This is a genomic window from Pseudoalteromonas sp. SG43-7 (genome assembly GCF_014164295.1).
GTDB lineage: Bacteria > Pseudomonadota > Gammaproteobacteria > Enterobacterales > Alteromonadaceae > Pseudoalteromonas > Pseudoalteromonas rhizosphaerae.
Genome location: NZ_JACJEY010000063.1, coordinates 1 through 24,271 on the forward strand (window position 1 = coordinate 1; position 24,271 = coordinate 24,271).

Below are 24,271 nucleotides of genomic sequence, written 5' to 3' on the forward strand. Positions count from 1 at the left end.
CATGTTCATGTTCATGTTCATGTTCATGTTCATGTGTGATTCGTGAGAACCTGATGACATTTCGCAAGGCATAGCAGAATACGCAAATGCTTGCCCTACAAAGGCAACCAGCATAAGCGTCATTACTAAGACTTTTGAAAATGCTTTAGACATAAAATTCTCTTACAAATATACATCTCTAATACTAATGCAAATTTTTGACTAAGTCAATTGATGCTGTATAAACATTTATGAATATTTGATTATCGTCAAATTTTTCAAAGAGGTAAGTGACAAATAATAATCTCATCAGACTTCTTATCTTCGCTATTCAATGGCTTTTATTTTGAGACTTAAGTTGCTCTCTCATTTCTAAAACTCGATCTGCCGAATAAGCTCCTGCTCTCATAACAACCAGTTCAACAAATGAAATATCAATTAACTTATGGTCAGCATCAATCACATAACAACTCCCACTATGTGTGTATATTTCTAACTTATCTTCATCAGCAGATTTGCTAACAATCTTTGAAGTCACGATTTGCTGAAATGGCCGAAACCTGAATGTTTCATCTTCAATAACCCCCCCTGATAAAAACTCGCCAAGAAATATTTTTTCAAATTCTTTATAGTCGTAAACAGATACTATGTAGGCATCCTTTAAATATATTCTATCCAACGTATTCCCTTACTAATAACTAGCCGGGAGCATATCTCGCAGCTCTAATAACTCATTAGGAGAATACATACACTCATGCATTAAATTAAACTCAAATGCATTTACATCAAACTCTTTAGATTCAGCATCTAAGATATAAAAGTCAACACCAAAGCACTTACTTTCTAGACCATTGATTTCCAAAACCTTTATCGTGAATAAAGCATCTCCTTCTTTACCATTTTCATTTTCGTCAGCAAATGTGCCGTAAAGCACCCGTTCAACTTTTTCCTCTGTATCAGATTGAATTGAGATAAGTTTTGCGTTGGTTAGTTTTACTCTAGGTCTCATGCTTGAACTCCTTTCATATCTTCTACAGAAAAAGGACGAAAAAAACTTAGATATTTAACCCCATCAACTTTAAGCAAATTGTTGTCAGCATCAAAATGTGACAGAACACTAGATTGATACAACGAAATGTATTTTTCATAATCGATTGTGTTAAAAAAGTTGGTATCAACGCGCCTCGCATAAAAAACAAGATCTTGCTGTTCGATACGAACAATGAACTTCTGATCGCCATCTAGATTTTTGACTCGTAGACATAAATCAGGTTTGTGCCAATCAGATACAAAGGAAGGAATCAATGGGAAGCCATATACCAAATAGCGCATACCTTCGATTTTGAAGGTTGTTGGATTGAACTGAGCCTTATTTACTTTGCCGCTACTGAATAATTCAAGTGTCAACACCAGCCAGTGCACATGCTTAGAAAATGTATTTCCTTCAGAAATACAGCCTTCAAACTCACCATTATGGTTTACATGATTGATGTACATGTATTTTCTAATGTCATCCAAGGAAAGCTTTTCAAACGGAAACTTGCAAGCGATTAGCCTGAAATAACAACCATGAACTTTTAAATCTGCATATTGAACTATCAACGGATCATCAAAGGCATCAAAGTATGGTCGCCACTCTAAGCGGAAGTCTGCACCTGTATTTACAATAAACTTGGCATTTTCAGGCAACCCTAAAACTTGGTATATCACTGAAACTAACTCTAATGTTTCGATATCTACCAGCATCAGGCTTTCAATACGGTTTGCCATTGACTCAATTTCTTTATGAAGCGATTCAATAATTTCTTGATCATCGTATTCGTTGATCATTAAATATTTCAGGGAATCGTGCTTTAGAATTGAGTCCAGCTTTTTCTTTTCAAATACTTCAGAGAGATATTTATGGGTATCAGAAAAATAAGGGCAGTTATAAACACCTCTAGCCCACAGGCCTTGGGCGTAAAGATCAGGAAACTCTAATAACTCAGCAAACTCTTTTGCTTGTTTATTGAGCTTATTCTTTAATTGATAAAGTGAGATCATTTAGTTCTCCAAACAACTTTCCAATAAACAATGGCCTACCAACACATTGCTTTATTTATTGTTCAAATAACCAAATTTTTACGGATGCTCCGCTTCACTGTTCACGTTTTTCAAGGCGAAAAACATGTGTAGGCGTAGGCTGTCCGTTCAGCCTTCATATTATAATATCGCCAAAAAACAAAATGACAACTTACGTATTTGTACAACTTTAGGTAGATATTTTGAGTTTGAACTCTGAAAAGCTAAGCCCAAACAGGGATACGACCATCTCTTCATTTATATTGGAGCCGGGAAATTTTTTTTCAAAATTTCCAATAATGCTATCTAGGTGGCTAGCTAATATTTTTACTAAAAATATTTCCGAGTTTGGTGAGAGTGCAGACAGTGCTATCAATGGGTTGTCAAAGGATTCAGCTTTTATTTTTACTAGTAAATCGCTGTAACTGTCACAGCCGTAAAGACAAATAGCTAGGGCTTCTTGGGCTTGTCCAAGGGGAATAGTTAATAATTTAGATAATCGTTTTGCCTGCCTTTTTATATTTACTAGCAGGTCTTCTTTATTAAAAGACATCAATACACCAAAAAACGGCAACGCTAGGCCACGCACCTATGTCACTCAGTTTTTGTGAATATTTAATCTTTTAGTTCAGAGTAAATCCATTTCGTCCTGTTTTCGTGGGAACGGGCTTCTCTGAAAAGCCACTGCAAAAAGCAGTGGCTATTGTCGCAATATTATAAGGAAATGTGAATTGTAGTTTGATGCCTACATGTTCTTTTCAGTGAATTCAGCCAAGCTACTACGCTCTACTTCATCAAATATCAATACTGAGCCTTTTTCATAGTTTCTATACACGTTAACAGCCGCGCTAGCACCTGAAGATGCGGGTGTGACAAACTTATCATCAATCTGGGCTAAGTTGCCCAACACGATTGTGCGACAATTTTTGCCACCACGGCTTAACATGCCCTTAATTTGCGCTCTAGTCATGTTTTGAGCTTCATCAATGATTAAAACAGCATCGTCTATTGAACGACCTCGGAAGTAAGCCATACTAGTAAATTCTATATTGGCTTTTTCGATCACATGCTCAACAGTTGCACTAATATTACCTTCATTGTTATCACCTGAATGCATTGATATAAGCGCATCTGTTATACCTGCTAATAACGGCATTGATTTCTCTGTCAGGTCACCGGGTAAAAACCCCGGATCATCGTCCATAAAGTCTCTGGAGCGCACCACAACGATTTTTTTGTACTTTTTTAACTCCAATACTTGATGCAGCGCCGAAGCAACTGCTAAAAAAGTTTTTCCGGAGCCAGCAGGGCCAAGGATGATATTTAAGTCATAATATGGATCTGTTAATTGGCTTAAAGCTACTGCCTGACGCTGATTTTTAGGCAAAATGCCCCATACTTTTTCTTGTTTACGAGGCAATAACTTTGTGAATACCTCAGTATCTGTTACTTCTGAAATTCGCCCAATGTGTCCAGCTTCATCGTACCAATACATGTTTGGCTGAACTTCATCATTAAATAGACTTATTGGGAAAGTATAAACTTCTCCTGAAACCTTGAAGTCTTTGTCTGATTTAATTCGATCAAAAAGATCTCCTTTAAAGGCTTGTACCCCTGTGTATAAAAGATCAATATCTGATATTTGATTATCTACGGCAACGTCTTCTGCCATGACCCCTACGGTTCGAGCTTTCAAGCGCATATTAATGTCACGGCTAACAATTACTACGTCTTTATCTAAGTCCTTCTGAAGATACAGTGCATAGTTAATTATTCTATTGTCAGCGTCACTTCCAATACCGTGCTTTAACTCTTTAGCCATATCGAGCTGGGTATCAATTCCAATAAACAGTTTTCCTCGTTTAGCTGTTTCAGTAGAAGGTAGTGGAATACCAGCTTCCATCTCTTCTGCACTGTGCCCATTTATTATATCTTCAAGCATACGAATACATACACGAGCATCAGCACTAACCGATTTGTTAGTTCTTTCTTTTAAGTTATCTAATTCTTCTAGAACTGTTAGACAGATGTATACGTCTTCACTGTACGCAAGAAGTGACTTTGGATCATGAACTAGTGCCGATGTATCCAATACTCTTGGGTTTTTGTTTTCACTTGGATTATTCATTTTAGTTCTCCTTTGAGAACGATTTTCATTAATTAGCATTTTAGATTTACCTTAGCTTTATTATTTTTGTTTGTGCCTCTTGCAGGTTAAATCCATTATTTATATTTATTGATGAATGGTTCTATTCTTTAAGTCACACTTAATGACATGTTAGAGAGATTAGATCTTAGCCTGTTATAAATACTCAATTTATTCAGTAAGAATAAGGTCTGTAGATAGGTCTGCACAAATATTGAAAAAAAGCTTGCAGTAATACCTGTTTTTCCGCATCCTGCAGGACCTGTTAAAATAACTAATTCAATACCGGTATCGAGTAACGCATCCATTGCCATGCCTTGATAAATATTTTTTGGCTTTACTCCCCATGCCGATTGATGCATTAATCGCTCAACACCGATATCTTTGAGCATAATATGCTGCTCATCATAAGATTTGACTCGTGCGGCAAACTGACCGCTGTCATCAAGTAAATATTCATTGCAAAATACATCGGGGATCAAACTTTTTGCCACTTTATGAAACGCATCACGACCATGTTGCTCGGTTTCACATTCGCCCACATGCTGCCAAAAATCGCCAGCAATTTTTTTATAACCACTGGAGAGCAAAGCAATATCATCAATCAGCTGATCAGTACGATAATCTTCAACAAATTTAAGCCCTGCGCCTTTGGCCTTTAAACGCATATTAATATCTTTGGTAACTAACACCACTTTGCTATTAGGATGTTGTTTTTGTAGGTGCACGGCACAATTGATAATACGGTGGTCATTTTCGTTGCCAGGTAAACCTGAGATAGAATCGACAAATAAATGATCATTAACAATAATAAGTGTGCCAGCCGAAGACGCTTTGGCCTTTTTATTACTAGGTAGAGCGACGCCTTTGAGCATTTGTTCTGGTGTGGCATCTTTGAGCACTTCATCCAAACCACGAATGGCCACACGGGCATCACGGCTGACATCATGCTTACGATCTTTTATATGATCCAGTTCCTCTAAAACTGTCATGGGAATTACAACATCATGTTCTTGGAATGATAAATACGCGAGGGGTTCGTGAAGCAATACATTGGTATCTAGCACATACATTTTACTATCAAGGTTCGAAGCTTTTTCCATAGCACTTTCCTTACGTTTTATGATTTTTATGCTATACCCAACTAATCAAGTAAAACGGGTTGAATGTTCACCCTGAAAAACTTAATTGCTTGGTATATTCTAAGTTTAGCTTAGATGTCATAAAAGTCTGTTTTATGACAAACCTTTTTTTGTTTTGAATTAATCCTTATTGCAGCAACTTTAATAGGAATAATTCACAGTTATTAAATTAATTAAAAGTCAGCTGGTTCGCACCTTGCAGTGGTGTTAGCTAACAGGTAACATAGCCGCCTTTTTCTTCATAGACGAGACATACATGAATTTTTCCTTAGGTCAGCGTTGGATCAGTGATACAGAGTCAGATTTAGGATTAGGCACAGTGGTTGCCCTTGAGGGCCGTCAGGTCAGCATTTTATTTCCCGCCAGTGGCGAAAACCGTGTTTACTCAATGCTAGAAGCACCGGTTACCCGTGTGGCATTTAATCCTGGTGATGTGATCAAAAGCGTTGAAGAATGGGAACTTGAAGTCGAGTCAATTGAACCTATCGGTGATTTACTTTGTTATCACGGCACTCGTATTGATAACGGTGAAAAAGCACAATTAAAAGAAACGTTTTTAGATCACTTCATCAAATTTAATAAACCACAAGATCGCTTATTTGCCGGCCAAGTTGACCGTTTTGATCGCTATACATTGCGCTATCAAACATGGCAACACCAGTTTGAACGCCAACAATCACCTATTAAGGGTTTGATTGGCCAGCGCGCAAGCTTAATTCCGCATCAGCTTTATATTGCACAAGAGGTCGGTAAACGATTTGCTCCTCGAGTGTTATTGTCTGATGAAGTAGGCCTTGGTAAAACCATTGAAGCGGGGATGATTTTACATCAACAAATTATCAGTGGTCGCGCAAGCCGAGTGCTCATCGTAGTGCCGGAGAACTTACAGCATCAGTGGTTAGTTGAAATGCTGCGCCGCTTTAATTTACACTTTTCAATTTTTGATGAAGAGCGTTGCGATGAAGCCTTTGCCGACTCACCAAATGTATTCGACACTGAACAGTTAGTACTAACTAGCCTTGAGTTTTTAACCAAGAAAAAACGCTGGTTTGAACAAGCAACAATGGCTGATTGGGATTTACTGATTGTTGATGAAGCGCATCATTTAAGTATTACCAACGGTAAACCAAGCACTGAATATCAACGTATGGCTGAGCTTAGCCAAGATATTCCAGGGCTGATACTATTAACAGCAACACCGGATCAACTTGGCCACCGCAGCCACTTTGCGCGCCTACAGTTACTCGATCCTGATCGCTTTTATGACTACGATGCCTTTGTTGCTGAAGAAAGTAACTATAAGCATGTGGCAGAGGCTGCTAATCAATTATTACAACAGCAAGCCCTTGATGACAACGCAAGAGCCACGCTAATTGAGCTGTTAAAAGAAACCGACATCAGTAAGGTGCTTGAACAAGCGCAAAATGGCGATGCAGCGGCCCGTAAAGAGATTTTGGCGATGTTATTAGATCGCCATGGCACAGGCCGTATTTTGTTTAGAAATAGCCGTAGCGGCATTGACGGCTACCCTAGTCGCAAACTACACGCCTACCCGATGGCTATGCCGAAACAATATAAAACGGCAATTTCAGTATTGGGCAATATGAGCGGCATTAAAAATGCAGAGCTTAGCGCGCAACGCGCCCTATTTCCTGAAAAAATATTCCAAGAGTTTGAAGGCGAAAGCGCTAGCTGGGGACAATTTGATCCTCGAGTAGAATGGTTGATCGACACCCTAAAAACCCTTAAACGCGAAAAAGTCCTGCTTATTTGTGCTAAAGCCGAAACCGCTATCAGCCTTGAGCAAATCCTGCGTGAACGCGAAGCGATTAAAGCCTCAGTGTTCCATGAAGGCATGACAATTATTGAGCGAGATCGCGCCGCTGCATTCTTTGCTGATGAATACGACAATGCACAAATATTATTGTGCTCTGAAATTGGTTCAGAAGGTCGTAACTTCCAATTTGCTCATCACTTAGTGTTATTTGATTTACCACTGAACCCAGATTTACTTGAGCAACGTATTGGTCGCCTTGACCGTATTGGCCAAACTCAAGACATCAATATACATGTACCGTACTTTGAAAACAGCGCACAAGAAGTATTACTGCGTTGGTATAACGAAGGCTTAGATGCCTTTGAAACCACCTCAAGCACCGGGCAACTTTTGTATAAAGAGTTTAAAGATGAGCTACTTGAGTTTATTGCCGCCCATAACTGTGATGAAGACGAGCTAGAGCCATTACTAGAGCAAGTAGCCGGTCAAAACGCAGTACTGCGTAAACAAATGGAAAGCGGCCGTGACCGTTTGCTTGAGTTACACTCATCAGGCCAAGGTGCAGCAGACTCGCTGGTTGTCGATATTGAAAAATTAGACAACCAGTTTGAACTGCCAAGCTATATGATCAACGTGTTTGATACCTTCGGTGTTAGCCAAGAAGATAAAGGTGAAAATACCATTATCTTAAAACCAACTGAGCATATGTTAAACCCATCATTCCCAAGTTTAAAAGACGACGGTATGACAGTAACGTTTGACCGTGATACAGCATTAGCGCAAGAAGACGTACACTTCATCAGTTGGGATCACCCTATGGTGCAAGGCACTTTAGACATGATCTGTGATGATGACTTTGGAACCGCCTCGGTCGCGCTGCTTAAAAACAAAAAGCTACCACCAGGCACCTTCTTTGTGGAGCTAATATACGTAGCAGCAGCTATGGCACCAAAAGCGCTGCAAGTTGGCCGTTTTTTACCACCGACACCAATTCGTATATTGCTTGATAAAGCCAGCAACAACTTAGCTGATAACGTCGGCTTTGATGGCTTTAACCAGCAGCTTTCAGCGGTAGGGCGTCAAACAGCCAGTAAACTAGCTGGCGCATTACAAAGTGCGATTCACCCAATGCTTAAAACTGCCCAAGACATGGCACAAACTAAGTTAGAAGTCATTCGCACTGCGGCGCTTGAGCAAATGCAACAGTCACTCAGTGAAGAGCAAGCACGTTTAGCGGCGCTGAAACAGATCAACCCAAATATCCGTGAAGAAGAACTGACCTTTTACGATAAGCAACGCACAGAGCTGACAAGTTATATCGGCAAAGCACAGTTGCAGTTAGATGCCATTCGCTTAATTGTGGTATCGCATTGATTTGAGAGCTGAGCTTTAAGTTATAAGCTGTAAGTTTTAAGTTTAAAAAAGCGCGGTGTATTAAGTTACAGCGCGCTTTTTTATTACATGTTACGCTGAAAACCCACGCCAACAAGATATTGCCTATTCGTTGCAGCGATTTTACATCGCGACAAAGGTTGTTTCGAGGCTGAATTTTATCCCGTATTTACACTTTACATTTGCGCGGGGTAAACCCGCGCCTACAAGATATTACAAATTTGTAGCAGCGATTTTATATCGCGACAGGAGTTGTTTCGCGGCTGAATTTTATCCCGTATTTACATTTTGCATTTACGCGGGGTAAACCACCCACGCCTACGTATTGGTAGCTGCGAGTTTACCTCGCGATAAAGCCCATTATTTACCACTGAGGGCACAGAGGCGCTTCGCGCTACACAGAGAAACCAAAGTAAAAAATCACTTATTTCTTCTCTGTGTTCTCAGTGGTGAATTAATCACTGAACGAACTTTAATCTAATTGCGCGGGGTAAACCCGCGCCTACGAGATATTGCCCATTCGTAGCAGCGATTTCATATCGCGACATGGGTTGTTCCGCAGCTGAGCTTTATAACGTTCTTACATTTTTCATTTGCGCGGGGTAAACCCGCGCCTACGAGATATTGCACATTCGTAGCAGCGATTTTACATCGCGACATGGGTTGTTCCACGGCTGAATTTTATCCCGTATTTACATTTTGCATTTGCGCGGGGTAAACCCGCGCCTACGAGATATTGCCCATTCGTAGCAGCGAGTTTACCTCGCGATAAAGCCCATTATTTACCACTGAGGGCACAAAGGCGCTTCGCGCTACACAGAGAAACCAAAGTAAAAAATCACTTATTTCTTCTCTGTGTTCTCGGTGGTGAATTAATCACTGAACGAACTTTAATCTAATTACGCAGGGTAAACCCGCGCCTACATCACCAAAATGCTAGACTCATACATAAACACAATCCCAGTATGGATAATCAGCAACATTTTTAACCAAACCAGCTCTTAGTGGATTCGCGATTATATAACGCGCATTTTTAACTAAATCATCTTCATCTCGAATTAAATGATCGTAATACCCTTTTTGCCATAATTTATAAATACCGAATTCACGGCAAGCGGCTGCAGTTCGTCCTTTAAAGCAACGGATTATTTGTGGTAAGGGGCTGTTAATGAGCAACTGAAATTGCCAATGGATATGATTTGGCATAATAATAAACGCATTAGATTTGAGGTATTCTTGTACTTCTAATAATTGCATTTGTTTTATAATGTGACGATTAAAATCCAAGTTTACAAAGTAGTTGCTGCGATTATGTGTAACGAGGGTAATAGCATAAAAGTGATGTGGTAAAGAAACCCGCCCTTTTCTTAGATTTTGTGATTTATACATCTACCAATCCTTGTAGGTAAAGTATAAAAATAGCTCATAGCTTAAATGTTGTTAAATTTTTTGTCGCACATTTGCGCGGGGTAAACCCGCGCCTACGAGATATCACAAAGTCGTAGCAGCGATTTTACATCGCGACAGAAGCAACATAGTTTTATCCAGCATCTAAATTATATATTTGCGCGGGATAAACTAAAACCTACGTCGGCCTGCCTTTATTGCGCTTTCCTAACAAATACGCGTCGCGAAACTTCATAAAATGCTGTTCAAGCTTAGTTGCTGCATCAGACTCCCCTGCCAGTGCTAACACCATAATGGCCACTTCAGCAGTGCCAAGTTGGTGAGCATGCGGGGCAACCCGTAAGCGATAGTCAGACAGTTTTTCAGCGGTGATCGACAGCACGGGTAAATTATCGAGATAAGGGCTTTTGCGGATCATTTTTTTCGCTTCACGCCATGTGCCATCTAAAAAGATAAACAAGGGACGTTTATTAGGCTGGTGTTGTACATCAGTAATAACGCGTGCAGTATCTTCAACATCTGTAGCAGGAAATATCACCATAGGTTGATATTGCGGGTCATTTAATAAGGCTAATAGTTTATCGTCAGGATCAGTCCTGTCCCAACGAAAAGCATGATTATCAGGAATAATTTCAGCAATTAATCGCCCTGTATTAGAGGGTTTAAAACTCTCGTTGTGATACATAAGTAAGCATACCGCCGCCTGACTATCAGCCTGCTCCACACCGTCACAAATACAGTAATGCTTCGCGATTAAGCATCGCTCACAGCGATCCATTTTACCGCCACGAGCATTAAACTCACGGCGAGATTCACTAATTTGCTGGGCACGCAAAGTAAGTACTGAATTAGAAGAGCGTTTATTCACGTGGTTTATTACCTAAAATAGTACCTAAATTTGTTCGGCGGATATTATAACACATTTGCGCAGGGTAAACCCACGCCTACGTATTGGTAGCAGCGAGTTTACCTCGCGATAAAGCCCATTATTTACCACTGAGGGCACAAAGGCGCTTCGCGCTACACAGAGAAACCAAAGTAAAAATCACTTATTTCTTCTCTGTGTTCTCGGTGGTGAATTAATCACTAAACGAACTTTAATCTAATTGCGCGGGGTAAACCCGCGCCTACAAGGTATTACGTATTACACACCCGCGCCTATAAAACAAAAAACCCAAGCCGTGGCTTGGGTTTTTAAACAATTAACTAAAAGAACTTACTTCTTCTTTTTAACTGCTTTTTTGTTTGGTAAATCAGTGATTGAACCTTCAAATATTTCAGCTGCAAGACCGATTGATTCGTTCAATGTTGGATGAGCATGAATAGTTAATGCTAAATCTTCACCGTCAGCGCCCATTTCGATACCTAGACCGATTTCGCCCAGCATTTCACCTGCGTTAATACCAATCATAGCACCACCGATAATACGGCCACTTTCTTTATCAAAGATCAGTTTAGTAGAACCTTCAGTACGAGAAGATGCAATTGCACGACCTGATGCAGCCCATGGGAATACAGCTGTTTCAATGCTTAAGCCTTGCTCTTTTGCTTCTTTCTCAGTTACGCCAACCCAAGCGATTTCTGGATCAGTATAGGCAATTGAAGGAATACATTTCGGATCAAAGTAATGTTTTTGACCTGAGATAACTTCAGCAGCAACGTGACCTTCATGAACCGCTTTGTGCGCAAGCATAGGTTGGCCAACTAAGTCACCAATCGCGAAGATGTGGTCAACGTTAGTTTTAAGTTGCTTATCAACATTAATGAAGCCACGCTCATCAACATTAACACCCGCTTTGTCAGCATCTAATAAGTTACCGTTTGGTGTACGACCAACAGCAACTAATACTTTGTCATAACGTACTGGTTCAGCTGGTGCGTTTTTACCTTCAAATGTAACGTATAAGCCGTCATCTTTCGCTTCTACGCCAACAACTTTAGTTGATAGCATAACGTTAAATTTATCACTTACGTATTTTTGGTAAATCTTGATGATGTCTTTATCAGCAGCTGGTACTAGTTGGTCAGCAAATTCAACTACGTCGATTGCAGAACCTAGTGCGCGATACACAGTACCCATTTCAAGACCAATAATACCACCACCTAATACTAATAGCTTTTCAGGGATGTCTTTAAGCTCTAGTGCACCGGTTGAATCAATTACGCGGTCATCTTCAGGAATGAAAGGTAAGTTTACAGGTTTAGAACCAGCAGCAATGATAGCGTTATCAAAAGTAATTGTTGTTTTACCGTCAGCGCCTTCAACATCAAGCGTGTTGCTACCTGTGAATTTACCGTAACCGTAAACCACTTTAACTTTACGCATTTTAGCCATGCCGTCTAGGCCACCAGTAAGTTGGCTAACAACTGACTCTTTCCACGAACGAATTTTATCTAAATCAATTTGTGGTGCGCCAAAAGTAACACCATGAGATGACATTTCTGCTGCATCATCAATTACTTTAGCTACGTGTAAAAGTGCTTTCGAAGGAATACAACCAACATTAAGACATACACCGCCTAATGTGTCGCGAGATTCTACTACTGTTACTTCTAAGCCCAAGTCAGCAGCACGGAAAGCCGCAGAATAACCACCAGGACCACCGCCTAGTACAACAACTTGAGTTTTTAATTCGTTGCTCATGCTTTTACCTTAATTGTTTGAACGGGACACTGCCCTAAAGTTTAACTGCCATGTTTCTGCAAGGCAGAAAGGGAGAGCAGATCAAAAATTTATGCAAAATATACAAATATTGTATCATTGCAAATGGTAAAAATCCCAGCAAAAAACAACTGGCTGGGATTTGATTCTATTTATTTCGCTACATGCAGCAATTGCTTACATTACTAATTGGCGAATATCGCTCATGTAACTTGCTAAAGTTACAGTAAAGCGTGCCGCTAGTGCACCGTCAATCACCCTATGGTCGTAAGACATAGAAAGTGGAACCATTAGTTTTGGTTCAAACTCTTTGCCATTCCACTTAGGTTTAATTTCTGATTTAGAGACACCTAAAATAGCAACTTCTGGGGCATTTACGATTGGCGTAAAGGCTGTACCGCCAATACCACCAAGGCTTGAAATTGTAAAACAGCCACCTTGCATATCAGACGAGGTAAGTTTACCGTCACGCGCTTTAACAGATACTTCCATTAATTCACGCGATAATTCAATGATGCCTTTCTTATCAACATCTTTAAATACTGGCACAACCAAACCGTTTGGCGTATCAACTGCAACACCGATATTGATGTACTTCTTAAGAATTAAGCTTTCACCGTCGTTAGATAGTGATGAGTTAAATGTAGGGAACTCAGCAAGTGCTTTCGCTGCTGCTTTCATTACAAATACCAGCGGGGTGATTTTAACACCTAGCTTTTTCTTCTCGCTAAGGGCATTTTGCTCTTTACGGAACTCTTCAAGAGTTGTGATATCAGCTTCATCAAACTGCGTAACATGTGGAATTTGCACCCAGTTACGGTGTAAGTTTTTACCCGATAGCTTTTGAATACGAGATAGTTTTTTCTCTTCGATTTCACCAAATTTAGCAAAATCAACTTTTGGCCATGGAATTAAACCAAGCTCACTACCGCCAGCATTGCCAGAAGCTGTCGCTAATTGGCCTGACTCAACTTGCTTAACTAAGTTCTTCACATAGTCTTGCACGTCTTCTTTCACAACGCGATTTTTACGACCTGAGCCTTTTACGTTCGCAAGGTTAATACCAAACTCACGGGCTAAGCGGCGAACAACTGGCGATGCATGAGCATACGCACTATTGTTTTCAAAGCTTTCATTGCTCGCTTTTGCAGGCGCTGCTTGTGGAGCTGGAGCTGATTCTGCTTTCGCTGCTGGTGCAGATTCAGAAGCCGTTTTTTCAGCGGTAGCTGCAGGTGCACTGCCTTGCACTTCAAATACAAAGATAAGTGAACCGGTCGATACTTTATCGCCCGCAGCAACTTTAATCTCTTTAACAGTACCGGCAAATGGTGCTGGTACTTCCATTGCCGCTTTGTCGCCTTCAACGTTTAAGATTGACTGATCTTCAGTAACCTTATCGCCTACTGCAACCATCACTTCAGTGACTTCAACCTCATCACCGCCGATATCAGGCACGTTTACTTCTTTACTGCTTGGCGCTGAACTTTGTGCCGGCGCAGACTCTTGAGCTGGCGCTGTTTCTGCTTTCGCAGCTGCAGGCTCACTACCAGCCACTTCAAAAACAAACACTAAAGAGCCTGTTTTTACTTTATCGCCAGCGGCAACTTTAATTTCTTTAACAGTACCTGCAAACGGCGCTGGTACTTCCATTGCCGCTTTGTCGCCTTCAACGTTTAAGATAGATTGTTCTTCTTCAACAGTGTCGCCAACAGCAACCATGATTTCCGTTACTTCAACTTCATCATCGCCGATATCTGGTACGGTGACTTCTTTAGTTGTTGAACCTGAAGACGCAGCAGGTGCTGCATCTTCAGATTTTGCTGGTTCTGCAGGCGCTTCGCTAGATGCTTGCTCTTCACCTTCAAACAAGAATACTAAAGAACCCGTAGTAACCGTGTCGCCCACGTTTACTTTGATTTCTTTTACAGTACCGGCTTGTGCCGCAGGTACTTCCATTGAGGCTTTATCACCCTCAACAGTTAGTAATGATTGGTCAACGTCAACTTTGTCACCAACGCTCACTAGAATTTCGGTTACTTCGACTTCATCGCCACCGATATCTGGTACTTTAATTTCAATACTCATTGCAAACCTCTTATGCGTACAGTGGATTAAGTTTGTTAGTGTCGATGTTGAACTTTTTAAGTGCTTCAACCACAACTGACTTCTCAACTTCACCACGTTTAGCAAGTTCAGATAACGTCGCAACTACTACGTAGCTGGCGTTAACTTCAAAGTGACGACGAAGGTTTTCACGGCTATCAGAACGACCGTAACCATCTGTACCTAATACTTTGTAGTTGCTGCTTGGAATGAATGAACGCGCTTGTTCTGCGTAGTTTTTCATGTAATCCGTTGCGGCAACAGTCACTGAGTCATTTAATACACTGGTGATGTAGGCAGTCTTCTGTTCGCTTTCAGGGTTAAGCATATTGAAACGCTCAACATCTTGCCCTTCACGAGTTAATTCGTTAAACGACGTTACTGAATACACATCAGATGCAATACCGTAATCATCACTTAAAATCGCGGCTGCTTTACGCACTTCAGTCATGATAGTACCTGAGCTTAATAGCTGTACGTTGGCTTTTTTGCCTGCGTAGCTTTCTAGCTTGTAGATACCTTTACGAATACCTTCTTCAGCACCTTCTGGCATAGCAGGTTGTGCATAGTTTTCGTTCATAAGCGTTAGGTAGTAGTAAATGTTTTCTTGATCTTCACCGTACATACGACGAATACCATCTTGAACAATAACCGCTACTTCGTAAGCGTATGTTGGATCGTAAGAGATACAGTTAGGTACTGTGTTAGCAAGAATATGGCTGTGACCATCTTCGTGCTGTAGGCCTTCACCGTTTAATGTTGTACGACCGGCAGTAGCACCTAATAAGAAACCACGTGCTTGTTGGTCACCCGCCATCCATGCCATGTCGCCAACACGTTGGAAACCGAACATTGAATAGTAGATATAGAATGGGATCATTGGTAAATCGTTAGTGCTGTATGATGTTGCCGCAGCAACCCACGATGACATTGCACCTAACTCGTTGATACCTTCTTGCAATACTTGACCCGATGTTGCTTCTTTGTAGTAAGAAACGATATCACGGTCTTGCGGCGTATAGTTTTGGCCATGCGGGTTATAAATACCGATTTGACGGAATAAACCTTCCATACCAAAGGTACGCGCTTCATCGGCAATAATTGGTACGATGTTTTTACCAATACCTTTATCTTTCAATAAGATATTAAGTGCACGAACAAAGCCCATAGTGGTAGAGATATCACGCTTTTGCTCTTCAAGTAGTGGCTTGAACGCTTCTACTTCTGGCAGTACTAACTTTTCAGTAAAGTTAGGAATACGTTTTGGCGTATAACCTTTAAGTGCATCACGGCGAGCATGTAAGTACTTGTGCTCAGCCGAACCTTCTTCAAGTGTTAAATAAGGAAGTTCTGCAAGTTGCTCTTCAGATACTAAATCATCAAGACCTAAACGTGAACGTAAATGGGCAACGTGTGACATGTCCATTTTTTTCACTTGGTGAGCAATATTCTTACCTTCAGCCGCTTCACCCATGCCGTAACCTTTTACAGTTTTAGCTAGGATAACTGTTGGGCGACCTTTGGTCTCTTCTGCTTTTTTGAATGCAGCGAATAATTTTGATGGCTCATGACCACCACGCTTAAGCGCGAAGATTTCGTCATCTGTCATATCAGCAACAAGTGCTGCTGTTTCAGGGTAACGACCAAAGAAATGTTCACGTACGTACGCGCCATTTTTAGCTTTATAAGTTTGGTAATCGCCATCGACTGTTTCGTTCATCAATTGCAATAACTTACCTGTGGTGTCTTTAGCTAGTAGGATATCCCAGCCGCTGCCCCACACTAGCTTGATCACATTCCAGCCAGCGCCTTTGAATAGACCTTCAAGCTCTTGAATGATTTTACCATTACCCATTACTGGGCCATCTAGGCGCTGTAAGTTACAGTTAATTAAGTAACAAAGGTTGTCTAGTTTTTCACGAGCAGCAAAAGAAATAGCGCCACGCGATTCTGGCTCATCCATTTCGCCATCGCCTAAAAACGCGTATACACGTTGGTTTTTAGTGTCTTTTAAGCCACGACCATCTAGGTACTTTAAGAAGCGCGCTTGGTAAATAGACGCGATAGGACCAAGACCCATAGATACCGTAGGGAACTGCCAGAATTCAGGCATTAATTTAGGGTGTGGGTAAGATGGTAAACCTTCGCCATCAACTTCTTGACGGAAGTTATCAAGCTGCGCAGCAGATAAACGACCTTCAACAAATGCACGTGCATAAATACCCGGAGAAATATGACCTTGATAATAAACTAAGTCACCGCCGTCTACATCATTTGGGGCTTTGAAGAAATGGTTAAAACATACTTCATAAAACGCCGCTGATGACTGGTAAGACGCCATATGGCCGCCTAGGTCGAGGTCTTTTTTCGAAGCACGCAATACAATCATGATTGCGTTCCAACGAATAATAGAACGAATACGGCGCTCAAGGTTTACGTCCCCTGGGTAAGCAGGTTCTTGATCTACCGGGATCGTATTAACGTAGTTTGTGTTGATACCTGTTGGCATATCAACACCGTCTAAACGGGCTTGCTCTAATACTTGCTCAAGTAAAAACTGAGCACGTTCAACACCTTCTTCACGCACAACTGATTCAAGAGCTTGTAACCACTCTTGTGTTTCTAGCGCGTCTACGTCAATTTTATTGACTTCAGACATATGGAGGTTTCCTTATGTTTAAAATACGAATGTTCTTAATTAGCACTGTGGTAATCGTGTTGCCATATACAGCACTTGCTTAAATTATTTATCTTTAACTTAGTTTTTTGTTACTTAATTTTGCTTTGTGCGTCTTAAACTACGCTCAATTCGTGAATGCTCTTTACCTGCTTCCAATAACGCTTCTTCAATGAAAGCTAAGTGAGCATTACTGGCAAGTCGCGCCTGCTCTGGATTCCCTTCAATCACTGCATCCATCAATAAACGGCGATGCTCAGCTAAGCGCGAACTAATATGCGGCTTCTCTAACAATACCGTTAAATTTTGTAAAACATTTTGCTCAAGCAATGCCCGCATACCGCGTACTAAATGCAGTAACACCACATTATGCGAGGCTTCTGCCACACTAAAGTGAAACGCGTTAATTGCTTTGGCTTTTTGTAGTAAATCATCATTAGCTAATGCAATGCATTCAAAGCTTTGCTTAACTTTAGCAAAGTCAGTGCTAGTACCACGAAGCGCAGCATAATAAGCTGCAATCCCTTCGAGAGCATGACGAAACTCTAATAAATCAAACTGTGATTCAGGATGTTTACTGATCAAGTCAAATAACGGATCAGTGAGCCCTTCTTCTAGCTGATTTTTTACAAACGTTCCGCCACCTTGACGTCGCGTTACTAAGCCTTTTGCCTCTAGCTTTTGAATGGCTTCACGTAATGAAGGGCGAGACACTTCAAATTGTTTGGCTAATTCACGCTCTGGCGGCAGTTTCTCACCCGGTGCTAATGAGCCCTCAAGAATCATGTTCTCAAGTTGCTGTAAAATAACATCCGATAGTTTTGCTGCTTTAATCTTTAAAGACATTAATCAACGTCCGCATTGTAGTGGAAATGTAACCTGAAAAATCCAAGTTTGTGCCCAGAGACTAGACCAAAAGGTAAATTGGTCATACCAAATTTGAGCCATACGTTATCAAAAAGCAAGTTTGCTGTCAATTTCGCTGCGACGCACCTTAAAAAACACCCTAACGTATTTTGCACAAAGATCAAACAGTATGAGATAAAGCCAGTGTTTAGGAAGGAATTTTATAGAAAAACACAATGGTCTGACCAGATAATCAAAAACTAGTGGGCGAGTTTTTTTGAACTCGAAGTGTACTATATAATAAATTAAACTGCGCGGGGTAAACCCGCGCCTACGCATTGGTAGCAGCGAGTTTACCTCGCGACTGTTTCTACATTTACATAGACAGCCAATTTCACCACTGAGGGCAGGAGGCGCTACGCGCTACACAGAGAATACAAAAGTAAAGTTAATTACTAACAGGTTTTTCCTCTATTAACTCGGTGCTCTCTGTGGTGAATAAATCAATAAAAGACTTTTGCACAAAGAGAAGTGAATGAGCGCAAATGAAAAAAACGCCACGGGCTTCGAGCTGCGAATAGACTCAAACACCTAGTCACTACTTTTATAATTACTTCTCTAAAGCGCAGCGGCTCTTAACCTCTTTGTGAATAAATTTTAATTGCGCGGGTAGCAGCGAGTTTACCTCGCGACAATTACTTCCCTAAAACCTAGCATCTGTTTATTTACGCTAAACCACCAAATAAAGTAAACAAGGCAATCAACACCAAGTAAAACAACACATTTCGTTTTACAAGCTTCATCATACAAGTTGCTTCATACGCGCAACCAAAATGTTGCTGTTCTATTTGCTCTGCGGCAAGCGCGGTATTAGTAACCACTTTACGGTTACTCACTGTAAAATCGAGTGCATAATGCAGCCAGCAACTGGTGCCTTTATTAAAGTTACCTATTACTAGATAACCAAAGCTGGCGATTCTGGCTGGTAACCAATCAAGCCAAAATAATAATGAATGAATAAGTTTAAAACGTTTGGCATACACAACTTTATGGTCGTTCTGCACTAAATCAGCAAAAGTACGTACTAATGCATAAAAGGTCGCGCCAGGTACGCCTAATATTACAAACCAAAAAATAACTGCACAATAAAAACGAAAGTTTACCCAAGCCAACGTTTGTCCAAAGGTTTCACCGCCTTTTTCCTCTTCCGTTTTCTTTTGCCCCATTTGCAGTGCATATAAGGTTGCCGCTTGCTGATCATCACGGGTTAGCGCATTTAAATAGGACTTATATAAAGCACGTTGTTTAGCACAGCCAAAGCAAACCAGCAGCACAGCCACATTAATAGCTAACTGCCATAATACAAAATCAGATAAGGTAAAAATAACCGCCACAAGTAATACCGGCAAACACAACCAAATAATAAATCCCGCAGGCGAATTGAATAGACCTTGCTCGCCAAGCTGTTTTTTTGAACGTGTTAAATAGCCTTGCGCGTAATAGCTTATTTGCCAATAATCAGATCGGGCACCTAAACGCTCTAATATCAGAGCTATTATTATAGAAATTAAGATCATACTTTTCTCTTTCCAAATGGGCGCTAGTTAAAATATAGCTGCAAAATAATGATTCCAATCAAAACTGTCTCCAGGGTCTGTTTTTCGCCCTGGTGCAATGTGACAATGGCCAACAACACGCGAGCGTGTGATAGCTGGGTATTTATATATCAATGTCTTAGTTAAGGATTGTAATGCATTATATTGATTTTGGGTATACGCCGTTGTATCTGTACCTTCAAGCTCAATACCAATACTAAAATCATTACACTGACTACGTCCTAAAAACTCAGACTGGCCAGCATGCCAAGCACGTTTACTAAAAGGCACATATTGAACTATTTCACCGCTGCGTTTAATAAAACAATGTGCTGAAACTCTCAACCCCTTTAAATCAGCAAAGCTAGGGTGTGCTTGGCAATCAATACATCCCATAAACAAATCATCCACAAACGGCGTGGCAAACTGCCCTGCTGGCAAGGAAATATTATGAATCACTAATAAAGATATTTCCTCACCTAGTGGGCGCTCATCAAAATGCGTACTTGGTCGCTGGATAGCGGTACTAACGACACCAAAAGAGTTTATTTTCATAGTTTATATTCATAATGGCCTGTAAATAAATGCATAGTCAGATGCTAATAGATTTCCAAGTAGAATAACAGCAAAGCACTTTCATTGTTTTGCGCCGGTAGCAGCGAGTTTACCTCGCGATTGTTTCTACACTTACATAGACAAACCAATTTCACCACCGAGAACAGAAAGCCACGGGCTACGGGTAACGAGCTGCCGGCTGTAAGTTCACTTAGCAGCTAGTCACTTCCCTAGAACCTAGTTCCTATTTTCCTCAAAAGCGCAGCGTCTCTTGTCCTCTTTGTGAATAAATTTTAATTGCGCGGGGTAAACCCGCATCTACGCATTGGTAGCAGCGAGTTTACCTCGCGACTGTTTTTACATTTATACAGACACACTATTTCACCACCGAACCCACCGAGGCGCTTTGCTACACCGAGAAGACAAAAGTAAAGTTAATCACTATTACCTATTGGTTTTTCCTCTGTGAGCTCGATGATCTCTGTGGTGAATAAATCACTAAAAGACTTTTGCACAAAGAGAAGTGAATGAGAAGAACAAATGCCACGGACTTCGAGCAACGTGCTTCGAATATGCCCTAGCATCTAGTCACTTCCTAAAACCTAGAACCTCACTCTCTAGAACCTAATCAAACTTATAGCTTCAGCCTTCTCTTTCACTTTCAAACCATGTAAAATTTGCGCAATTTCTTAATTATAATGAGCTTTTATAATGTCTATCCCACACAGCCTTTTAAGCCAATTGGTTAAACTTGCCCTTGATGAAGATTTAAATTACCAAACAGCCGAACAAGGCGACATCACCGCGCAATTAATTCCAGCGGCGCAGCACGCTAATGCCAAAGTGATCACCCGTGAAGATTGCGTGTTTTGCGGAAAAGACATTATCTTAGAAGTATTCAAACAAGTTGATCCGAGTGTAGCAGTTAATGTATTGGTAAATGATGGTGATACAGTTAAAGCTAACGATACCTTATTTACAGCAATAGGTTCTGCCCGCGCTATTTTAACAGCCGAACGTACCGCACTTAATTTTGTACAAACCTTGTCAGGTACAGCCACCACCACAGCGCATTATGTAAAAGAACTCAGTGGCACCAACACCCAACTACTCGATACCCGTAAAACCATTCCGGGCCTCCGGGCATTACAAAAGTACGCGGTCAAATGTGGCGGTGGCGCAAATCATCGCATTGGCTTATTTGATGCGTTTTTAATTAAAGAAAACCACATTGCCGCCTGTGGTGGCATCGATAAAGCCGTAGCGCAAGCAAAACTTAATCATCCAACTAAACCAGTAGAAGTAGAAGTCGAATCACTTATTGAGCTAGATCAAGCCATTACAGCCGGTGCTGATATTATAATGCTGGATAACTTTAGCGTTGAGCAAATTCAACAAGCAGTGGTACTGACCGATAAGCGCGCTAAATTAGAAGTCTCGGGTAATATGACCCTAGAAACACTGCGCACCTACTCACAGGCTGGGGTCGATTTTATATCCAGCGGGGCACTTACAAAAAATTTACAGTCAATCGATTTGTCAATGCGCTTTGAGTAATAATCAAACTAAATAACAAATATTATGTTTCCCTAATGCGTTGACAAACTGATTAAAAAAGCATTAAATACGCCGAAAGGCTTACACTGTAACAAATTGTTAATTTTAGTGCTTTATATAATACGAAATAGTGCTAATGTAAGCCTCAAGGGTGAATTAAATAACTTTCAACCAATTCTAAAGAACTACTTACGGGTATTGTTTTACACCGCACGGCTACTTTGATGAAAGCTGTGAGTTAAATAAACAACATTAATACCAAGTAGTGGGTGAAGAAAGTTTTTAAAATTCGATGAAATGCAGTTAAAGCCGCTTTCAATCAGCTGTTTTAGTGCTAAAGTAGATCTAACAGAGTAATTTTAATAGTTGCTAAAACCTATCCAGCATTATTTAGCTAGGCACTGGGTTAGGTATTAGTAATTTAACGATTTTAAAAAAACCGTAAGATAAAGCAGTTACAATAGCTAACGTGATTACACACTTTACTAACATAATGAATTTAGCTTACAAAAAACACTATCCTTTAGGAGAGGAACATGGAAAAAATGACACAACAAAGTCAAAAGGGTTTTACCCTAATTGAATTAATGATTGTAGTTGCAATCATCGGTATCTTGGCAGCAGTAGCCTTGCCTGCGTATCAAGATTATACAGCTCGAGCTAAAGGGACTGAATTAATGCTAGCGGCTAGCACAGCTAGAACTTGTGCATCAGAGAAAGCACAAGTAGGACAGTCGCCGGATGATTGCGACACTGGCTTTACTCAAACAAAGTATGTAAACACTTTAACAGTTACTGCTGCGGGGGTTATTACAGCTGCGGGCCGAGACGACATGAATGGCTTATCAATAATCTTAACTCCTCAAACATCTGCAGGAAAGGCAGCTGTTGCAACAGATTTCACTACAGGCTTCACTATTTCAGAATGGGTTTGTACTGGTGCTGTTACTAGTCCAGCAAAAGCAAGTTGGTTACCAAGTTCTTGTACAGTTCCTGCTTCTCCTGCTTCAACTGGCGGTGGTTAATCCATAATTAGTATTTATAAATTAAGGTAGCTTGTTCAGCTACCTTTTTTATTAAAACTGCAAAGAGCCTAACGAATGTCAAAACAATCCGATACAAAATCTTTAGATACCTTTCAATGGGTTGGCGTTAGCGCTCGAGGTAAACGCCTTGAAGGCGAAATGACTGGCGCAAGTATTGCCTTAGTTAAAGCGCAACTTCGTAAACAAGGTATCACCCCCTCAAAAGTAAAGCGTAAAGCCAAACCTTTGTTCGGCATGCGTATGCAGGCTATTAAGCCAAAAGATATTGCTTTAGTTACGCGGCAAATTGCCACTATGCTAATGGCGGGCGTACCACTTATTCAATCAATCGAAATGATAGGTACCGGCGCTACAAATAAAAGTGTTAGCAAACTAATGGAAACCATTGGTGATGAGGTCAAAGCCGGTGGTACGCTTTCCAATGCACTGCGTAAACACCCTCGTTATTTTGATGATTTGTATTGTGATTTAGTCGCCTCTGGTGAGCAATCTGGTGCACTGGATAAAATATTCGACCGTGTTGCCCTTTATAAAGAAAAATCCGAAGCGCTAAAGTCAAAAATTAAAAAAGCCATGTTTTATCCCATTGCAGTATTGGTAGTGGCTTTAATTGTAACCTCAATCCTACTTATATTCGTAGTGCCGCAATTCCAAGATATTTTTGCCGGCTTTGGTGCAGAACTCCCTGCTTTTACCTTAATGGTGATTGGTATATCTGAGTTTATGCAAGAGTACTGGTGGATGATGTTAATTGCCCTTGTTGGCTTTGGTTATGCTTATAAAGAAGCGCTACTAAAAAGCAAAAAACTACGCGATGCCAACGACCGTGCTATTTTAAAATTACCCGTAATTGGTATGATTTTAAACAAAGCTGCAGTGGCGCGTTATGCCCGTACGCTTTCGACCACCTTTGCGGCAGGTGTACCGCTGGTTGATGCGCTGGACTCAGCTGCTGGGGCTTCAGGTAACGCGGTTTATCGTTATGCTATTTTAGATATCAAAGCTGAAGTAAGCTCGGGTAATCAAATGAACTGGGCGATGCGCAACTCAAAAATATTCCCCGATATGGTGATACAAATGGTCGCCATAGGTGAAGAGTCAGGCTCTTTGGATGGCATGCTGGCAAAAGTCGCCACTATTTATGAGCAAGAAGTTGATGATGCAGTAGATGGCCTATCGAGCTTATTAGAGCCGCTTATTATGGCGGTACTCGGCGTGTTAGTTGGTGGTTTGATCATTGCTATGTACTTACCTATTTTCCAACTTGGGTCGGTTATATAAAAGCTGTAAGCTGTAAGCTGTAAGCTGTAAGCTGTAAGCTGTAAG

At 40.8% G+C, this 24,271-nt stretch carries 17 protein-coding genes and 1 pseudogene; 4 read left to right on the forward strand and 14 right to left on the reverse strand.

Translation table 11 applies throughout. The annotated features are described in order from the left end of the window. Positions 1-310: 310 nt before the first annotated feature. The 6 genes and pseudogenes from H5200_RS20015 to H5200_RS20040 all read right to left on the reverse strand — a co-directional run. The gene (locus H5200_RS20015) at positions 311-658 is read right to left on the reverse strand and encodes a hypothetical protein (RefSeq protein ID WP_016899198.1); all 348 of its coding nucleotides are present in this window, start codon (positions 656-658) and stop codon (positions 311-313) included. A 12-nt stretch (positions 659-670) separates the two neighbouring features. Continuing rightward, complete coding sequence (locus tag H5200_RS20020; RefSeq protein ID WP_008109627.1) at positions 671-988, reverse strand: hypothetical protein; 318 nt, start codon at positions 986-988, stop codon at positions 671-673. Then, positions 985-2,022 (reverse strand): hypothetical protein, encoded by a 1,038-nt coding sequence (locus H5200_RS20025; protein ID WP_008109625.1) that lies wholly within the window; start codon positions 2,020-2,022, stop codon positions 985-987. Before H5200_RS20025 ends, H5200_RS20020 begins: the two co-directional genes overlap by 4 nt. 208 nt (positions 2,023-2,230) lie before the next feature. Continuing rightward, a complete protein-coding gene (locus tag H5200_RS20030; protein ID WP_008109624.1) occupies positions 2,231-2,593 on the reverse strand; it encodes a hypothetical protein in 363 nt (120 codons plus the stop codon). 192 nt (positions 2,594-2,785) lie between these two features. Next, on the reverse strand, positions 2,786-4,168 hold the full coding sequence (locus H5200_RS20035) for a PhoH family protein (RefSeq protein ID WP_008109623.1): 1,383 nt from the start codon (positions 4,166-4,168) through the stop codon (positions 2,786-2,788). 257 nt (positions 4,169-4,425) lie between these two features. Next, positions 4,426-5,289 (reverse strand): annotated as a pseudogene (locus tag H5200_RS20040) (PIN domain-containing protein); the annotation flags it as partial. Between the two features lie 295 nt (positions 5,290-5,584). Here H5200_RS20040 and rapA point away from each other — a divergent pair. Then, a complete protein-coding gene (rapA, locus tag H5200_RS20045) occupies positions 5,585-8,479 on the forward strand; it encodes an RNA polymerase-associated protein RapA (RefSeq protein ID WP_182762344.1) in 2,895 nt (964 codons plus the stop codon). Positions 8,480-9,439: 960 nt separating this feature from the next. Here rapA and H5200_RS20050 read toward each other — a convergent pair. The 8 genes from H5200_RS20050 to ampD all read right to left on the reverse strand — a co-directional run bounded on the left by H5200_RS20050 (position 9,440) and on the right by ampD (position 20,342). Then, positions 9,440-9,886: an REP-associated tyrosine transposase gene (locus tag H5200_RS20050; RefSeq protein ID WP_182718478.1), complete on the reverse strand. Its 447-nt coding sequence runs from the start codon at positions 9,884-9,886 to the stop codon at positions 9,440-9,442. A 196-nt stretch (positions 9,887-10,082) separates the two neighbouring features. Further along, the gene (locus H5200_RS20055; protein WP_182718479.1) at positions 10,083-10,772 is read right to left on the reverse strand and encodes a tRNA-uridine aminocarboxypropyltransferase; all 690 of its coding nucleotides are present in this window, start codon (positions 10,770-10,772) and stop codon (positions 10,083-10,085) included. Between the two features lie 348 nt (positions 10,773-11,120). Beyond that, the gene (gene lpdA, locus H5200_RS20060) at positions 11,121-12,548 is read right to left on the reverse strand and encodes a dihydrolipoyl dehydrogenase (protein ID WP_145235220.1); all 1,428 of its coding nucleotides are present in this window, start codon (positions 12,546-12,548) and stop codon (positions 11,121-11,123) included. Positions 12,549-12,743: 195 nt separating this feature from the next. Further along, positions 12,744-14,651 carry a pyruvate dehydrogenase complex dihydrolipoyllysine-residue acetyltransferase gene (gene aceF, locus H5200_RS20065; RefSeq protein WP_182718480.1) on the reverse strand — a complete coding sequence of 636 codons (1,908 nt, stop codon included), beginning with the start codon at positions 14,649-14,651 and terminating at the stop codon, positions 12,744-12,746. Between the two features lie 10 nt (positions 14,652-14,661). Continuing rightward, positions 14,662-17,328, reverse strand: coding sequence for a pyruvate dehydrogenase (acetyl-transferring), homodimeric type (gene aceE, locus H5200_RS20070; protein WP_182731558.1), 2,667 nt, complete (start codon positions 17,326-17,328; stop codon positions 14,662-14,664). Positions 17,329-17,442: 114 nt separating this feature from the next. Next, entirely contained in the window at positions 17,443-18,192 is a 750-nt protein-coding gene (pdhR, locus tag H5200_RS20075) for a pyruvate dehydrogenase complex transcriptional repressor PdhR (protein WP_182718482.1), read from the reverse strand. 725 nt (positions 18,193-18,917) lie between these two features. After that, positions 18,918-19,769, reverse strand: a complete 852-nt coding sequence (gene ampE, locus H5200_RS20080; RefSeq protein WP_182762345.1) for a beta-lactamase regulator AmpE — start codon at positions 19,767-19,769, stop codon at positions 18,918-18,920. Positions 19,770-19,796: 27 nt separating this feature from the next. Beyond that, complete coding sequence (gene ampD, locus H5200_RS20085) at positions 19,797-20,342, reverse strand: 1,6-anhydro-N-acetylmuramyl-L-alanine amidase AmpD (RefSeq protein ID WP_145235210.1); 546 nt, start codon at positions 20,340-20,342, stop codon at positions 19,797-19,799. Positions 20,343-21,053: 711 nt separating this feature from the next. Between ampD and nadC the strand changes: the two genes are divergently transcribed. From nadC to H5200_RS20100, 3 genes are all read left to right on the forward strand, one after another. Continuing rightward, the gene (gene nadC, locus H5200_RS20090; RefSeq protein ID WP_145235208.1) at positions 21,054-21,899 is read left to right on the forward strand and encodes a carboxylating nicotinate-nucleotide diphosphorylase; all 846 of its coding nucleotides are present in this window, start codon (positions 21,054-21,056) and stop codon (positions 21,897-21,899) included. Between the two features lie 536 nt (positions 21,900-22,435). Beyond that, entirely contained in the window at positions 22,436-22,924 is a 489-nt protein-coding gene (locus tag H5200_RS20095) for a prepilin-type N-terminal cleavage/methylation domain-containing protein (protein WP_310737053.1), read from the forward strand. A gap of 75 nt (positions 22,925-22,999) precedes the next feature. Beyond that, positions 23,000-24,226, forward strand: coding sequence for a type II secretion system F family protein (locus tag H5200_RS20100; RefSeq protein WP_182762348.1), 1,227 nt, complete (start codon positions 23,000-23,002; stop codon positions 24,224-24,226). Positions 24,227-24,271 lie beyond the last annotated feature (45 nt).

Bases quoted from the DNA above. Each gene is read 5' to 3' on its own strand.
- H5200_RS20030 (WP_008109624.1), bottom strand. From the start codon at position 2,593: ATGTCTTTTAATAAAGAAGACCTGCTAGTAAATATAAAAAGGCAGGCA.
- H5200_RS20025 (WP_008109625.1), bottom strand. From the start codon at position 2,022: ATGATCTCACTTTATCAATTAAAGAATAAGCTCAATAAACAAGCAAAA.
- H5200_RS20020 (WP_008109627.1), bottom strand. From the start codon at position 988: ATGAGACCTAGAGTAAAACTAACCAACGCAAAACTTATCTCAATTCAA.
- nadC (WP_145235208.1), top strand. From the start codon at position 21,054: ATGTCTATCCCACACAGCCTTTTAAGCCAATTGGTTAAACTTGCCCTT.
- aceE (WP_182731558.1), bottom strand. From the start codon at position 17,328: ATGTCTGAAGTCAATAAAATTGACGTAGACGCGCTAGAAACACAAGAG.
- aceF (WP_182718480.1), bottom strand. From the start codon at position 14,651: ATGAGTATTGAAATTAAAGTACCAGATATCGGTGGCGATGAAGTCGAA.
- ampE (WP_182762345.1), bottom strand. From the start codon at position 19,769: ATGATCTTAATTTCTATAATAATAGCTCTGATATTAGAGCGTTTAGGT.
- rapA (WP_182762344.1), top strand. From the start codon at position 5,585: ATGAATTTTTCCTTAGGTCAGCGTTGGATCAGTGATACAGAGTCAGAT.
- lpdA (WP_145235220.1), bottom strand. From the start codon at position 12,548: ATGAGCAACGAATTAAAAACTCAAGTTGTTGTACTAGGCGGTGGTCCT.
- H5200_RS20050 (WP_182718478.1), bottom strand. From the start codon at position 9,886: ATGTATAAATCACAAAATCTAAGAAAAGGGCGGGTTTCTTTACCACAT.
- H5200_RS20100 (WP_182762348.1), top strand. From the start codon at position 23,000: ATGTCAAAACAATCCGATACAAAATCTTTAGATACCTTTCAATGGGTT.
- ampD (WP_145235210.1), bottom strand. From the start codon at position 20,342: ATGAAAATAAACTCTTTTGGTGTCGTTAGTACCGCTATCCAGCGACCA.
- H5200_RS20035 (WP_008109623.1), bottom strand. From the start codon at position 4,168: ATGAATAATCCAAGTGAAAACAAAAACCCAAGAGTATTGGATACATCG.
- pdhR (WP_182718482.1), bottom strand. From the start codon at position 18,192: ATGTCTTTAAAGATTAAAGCAGCAAAACTATCGGATGTTATTTTACAG.
- H5200_RS20095 (WP_310737053.1), top strand. From the start codon at position 22,436: ATGGAAAAAATGACACAACAAAGTCAAAAGGGTTTTACCCTAATTGAA.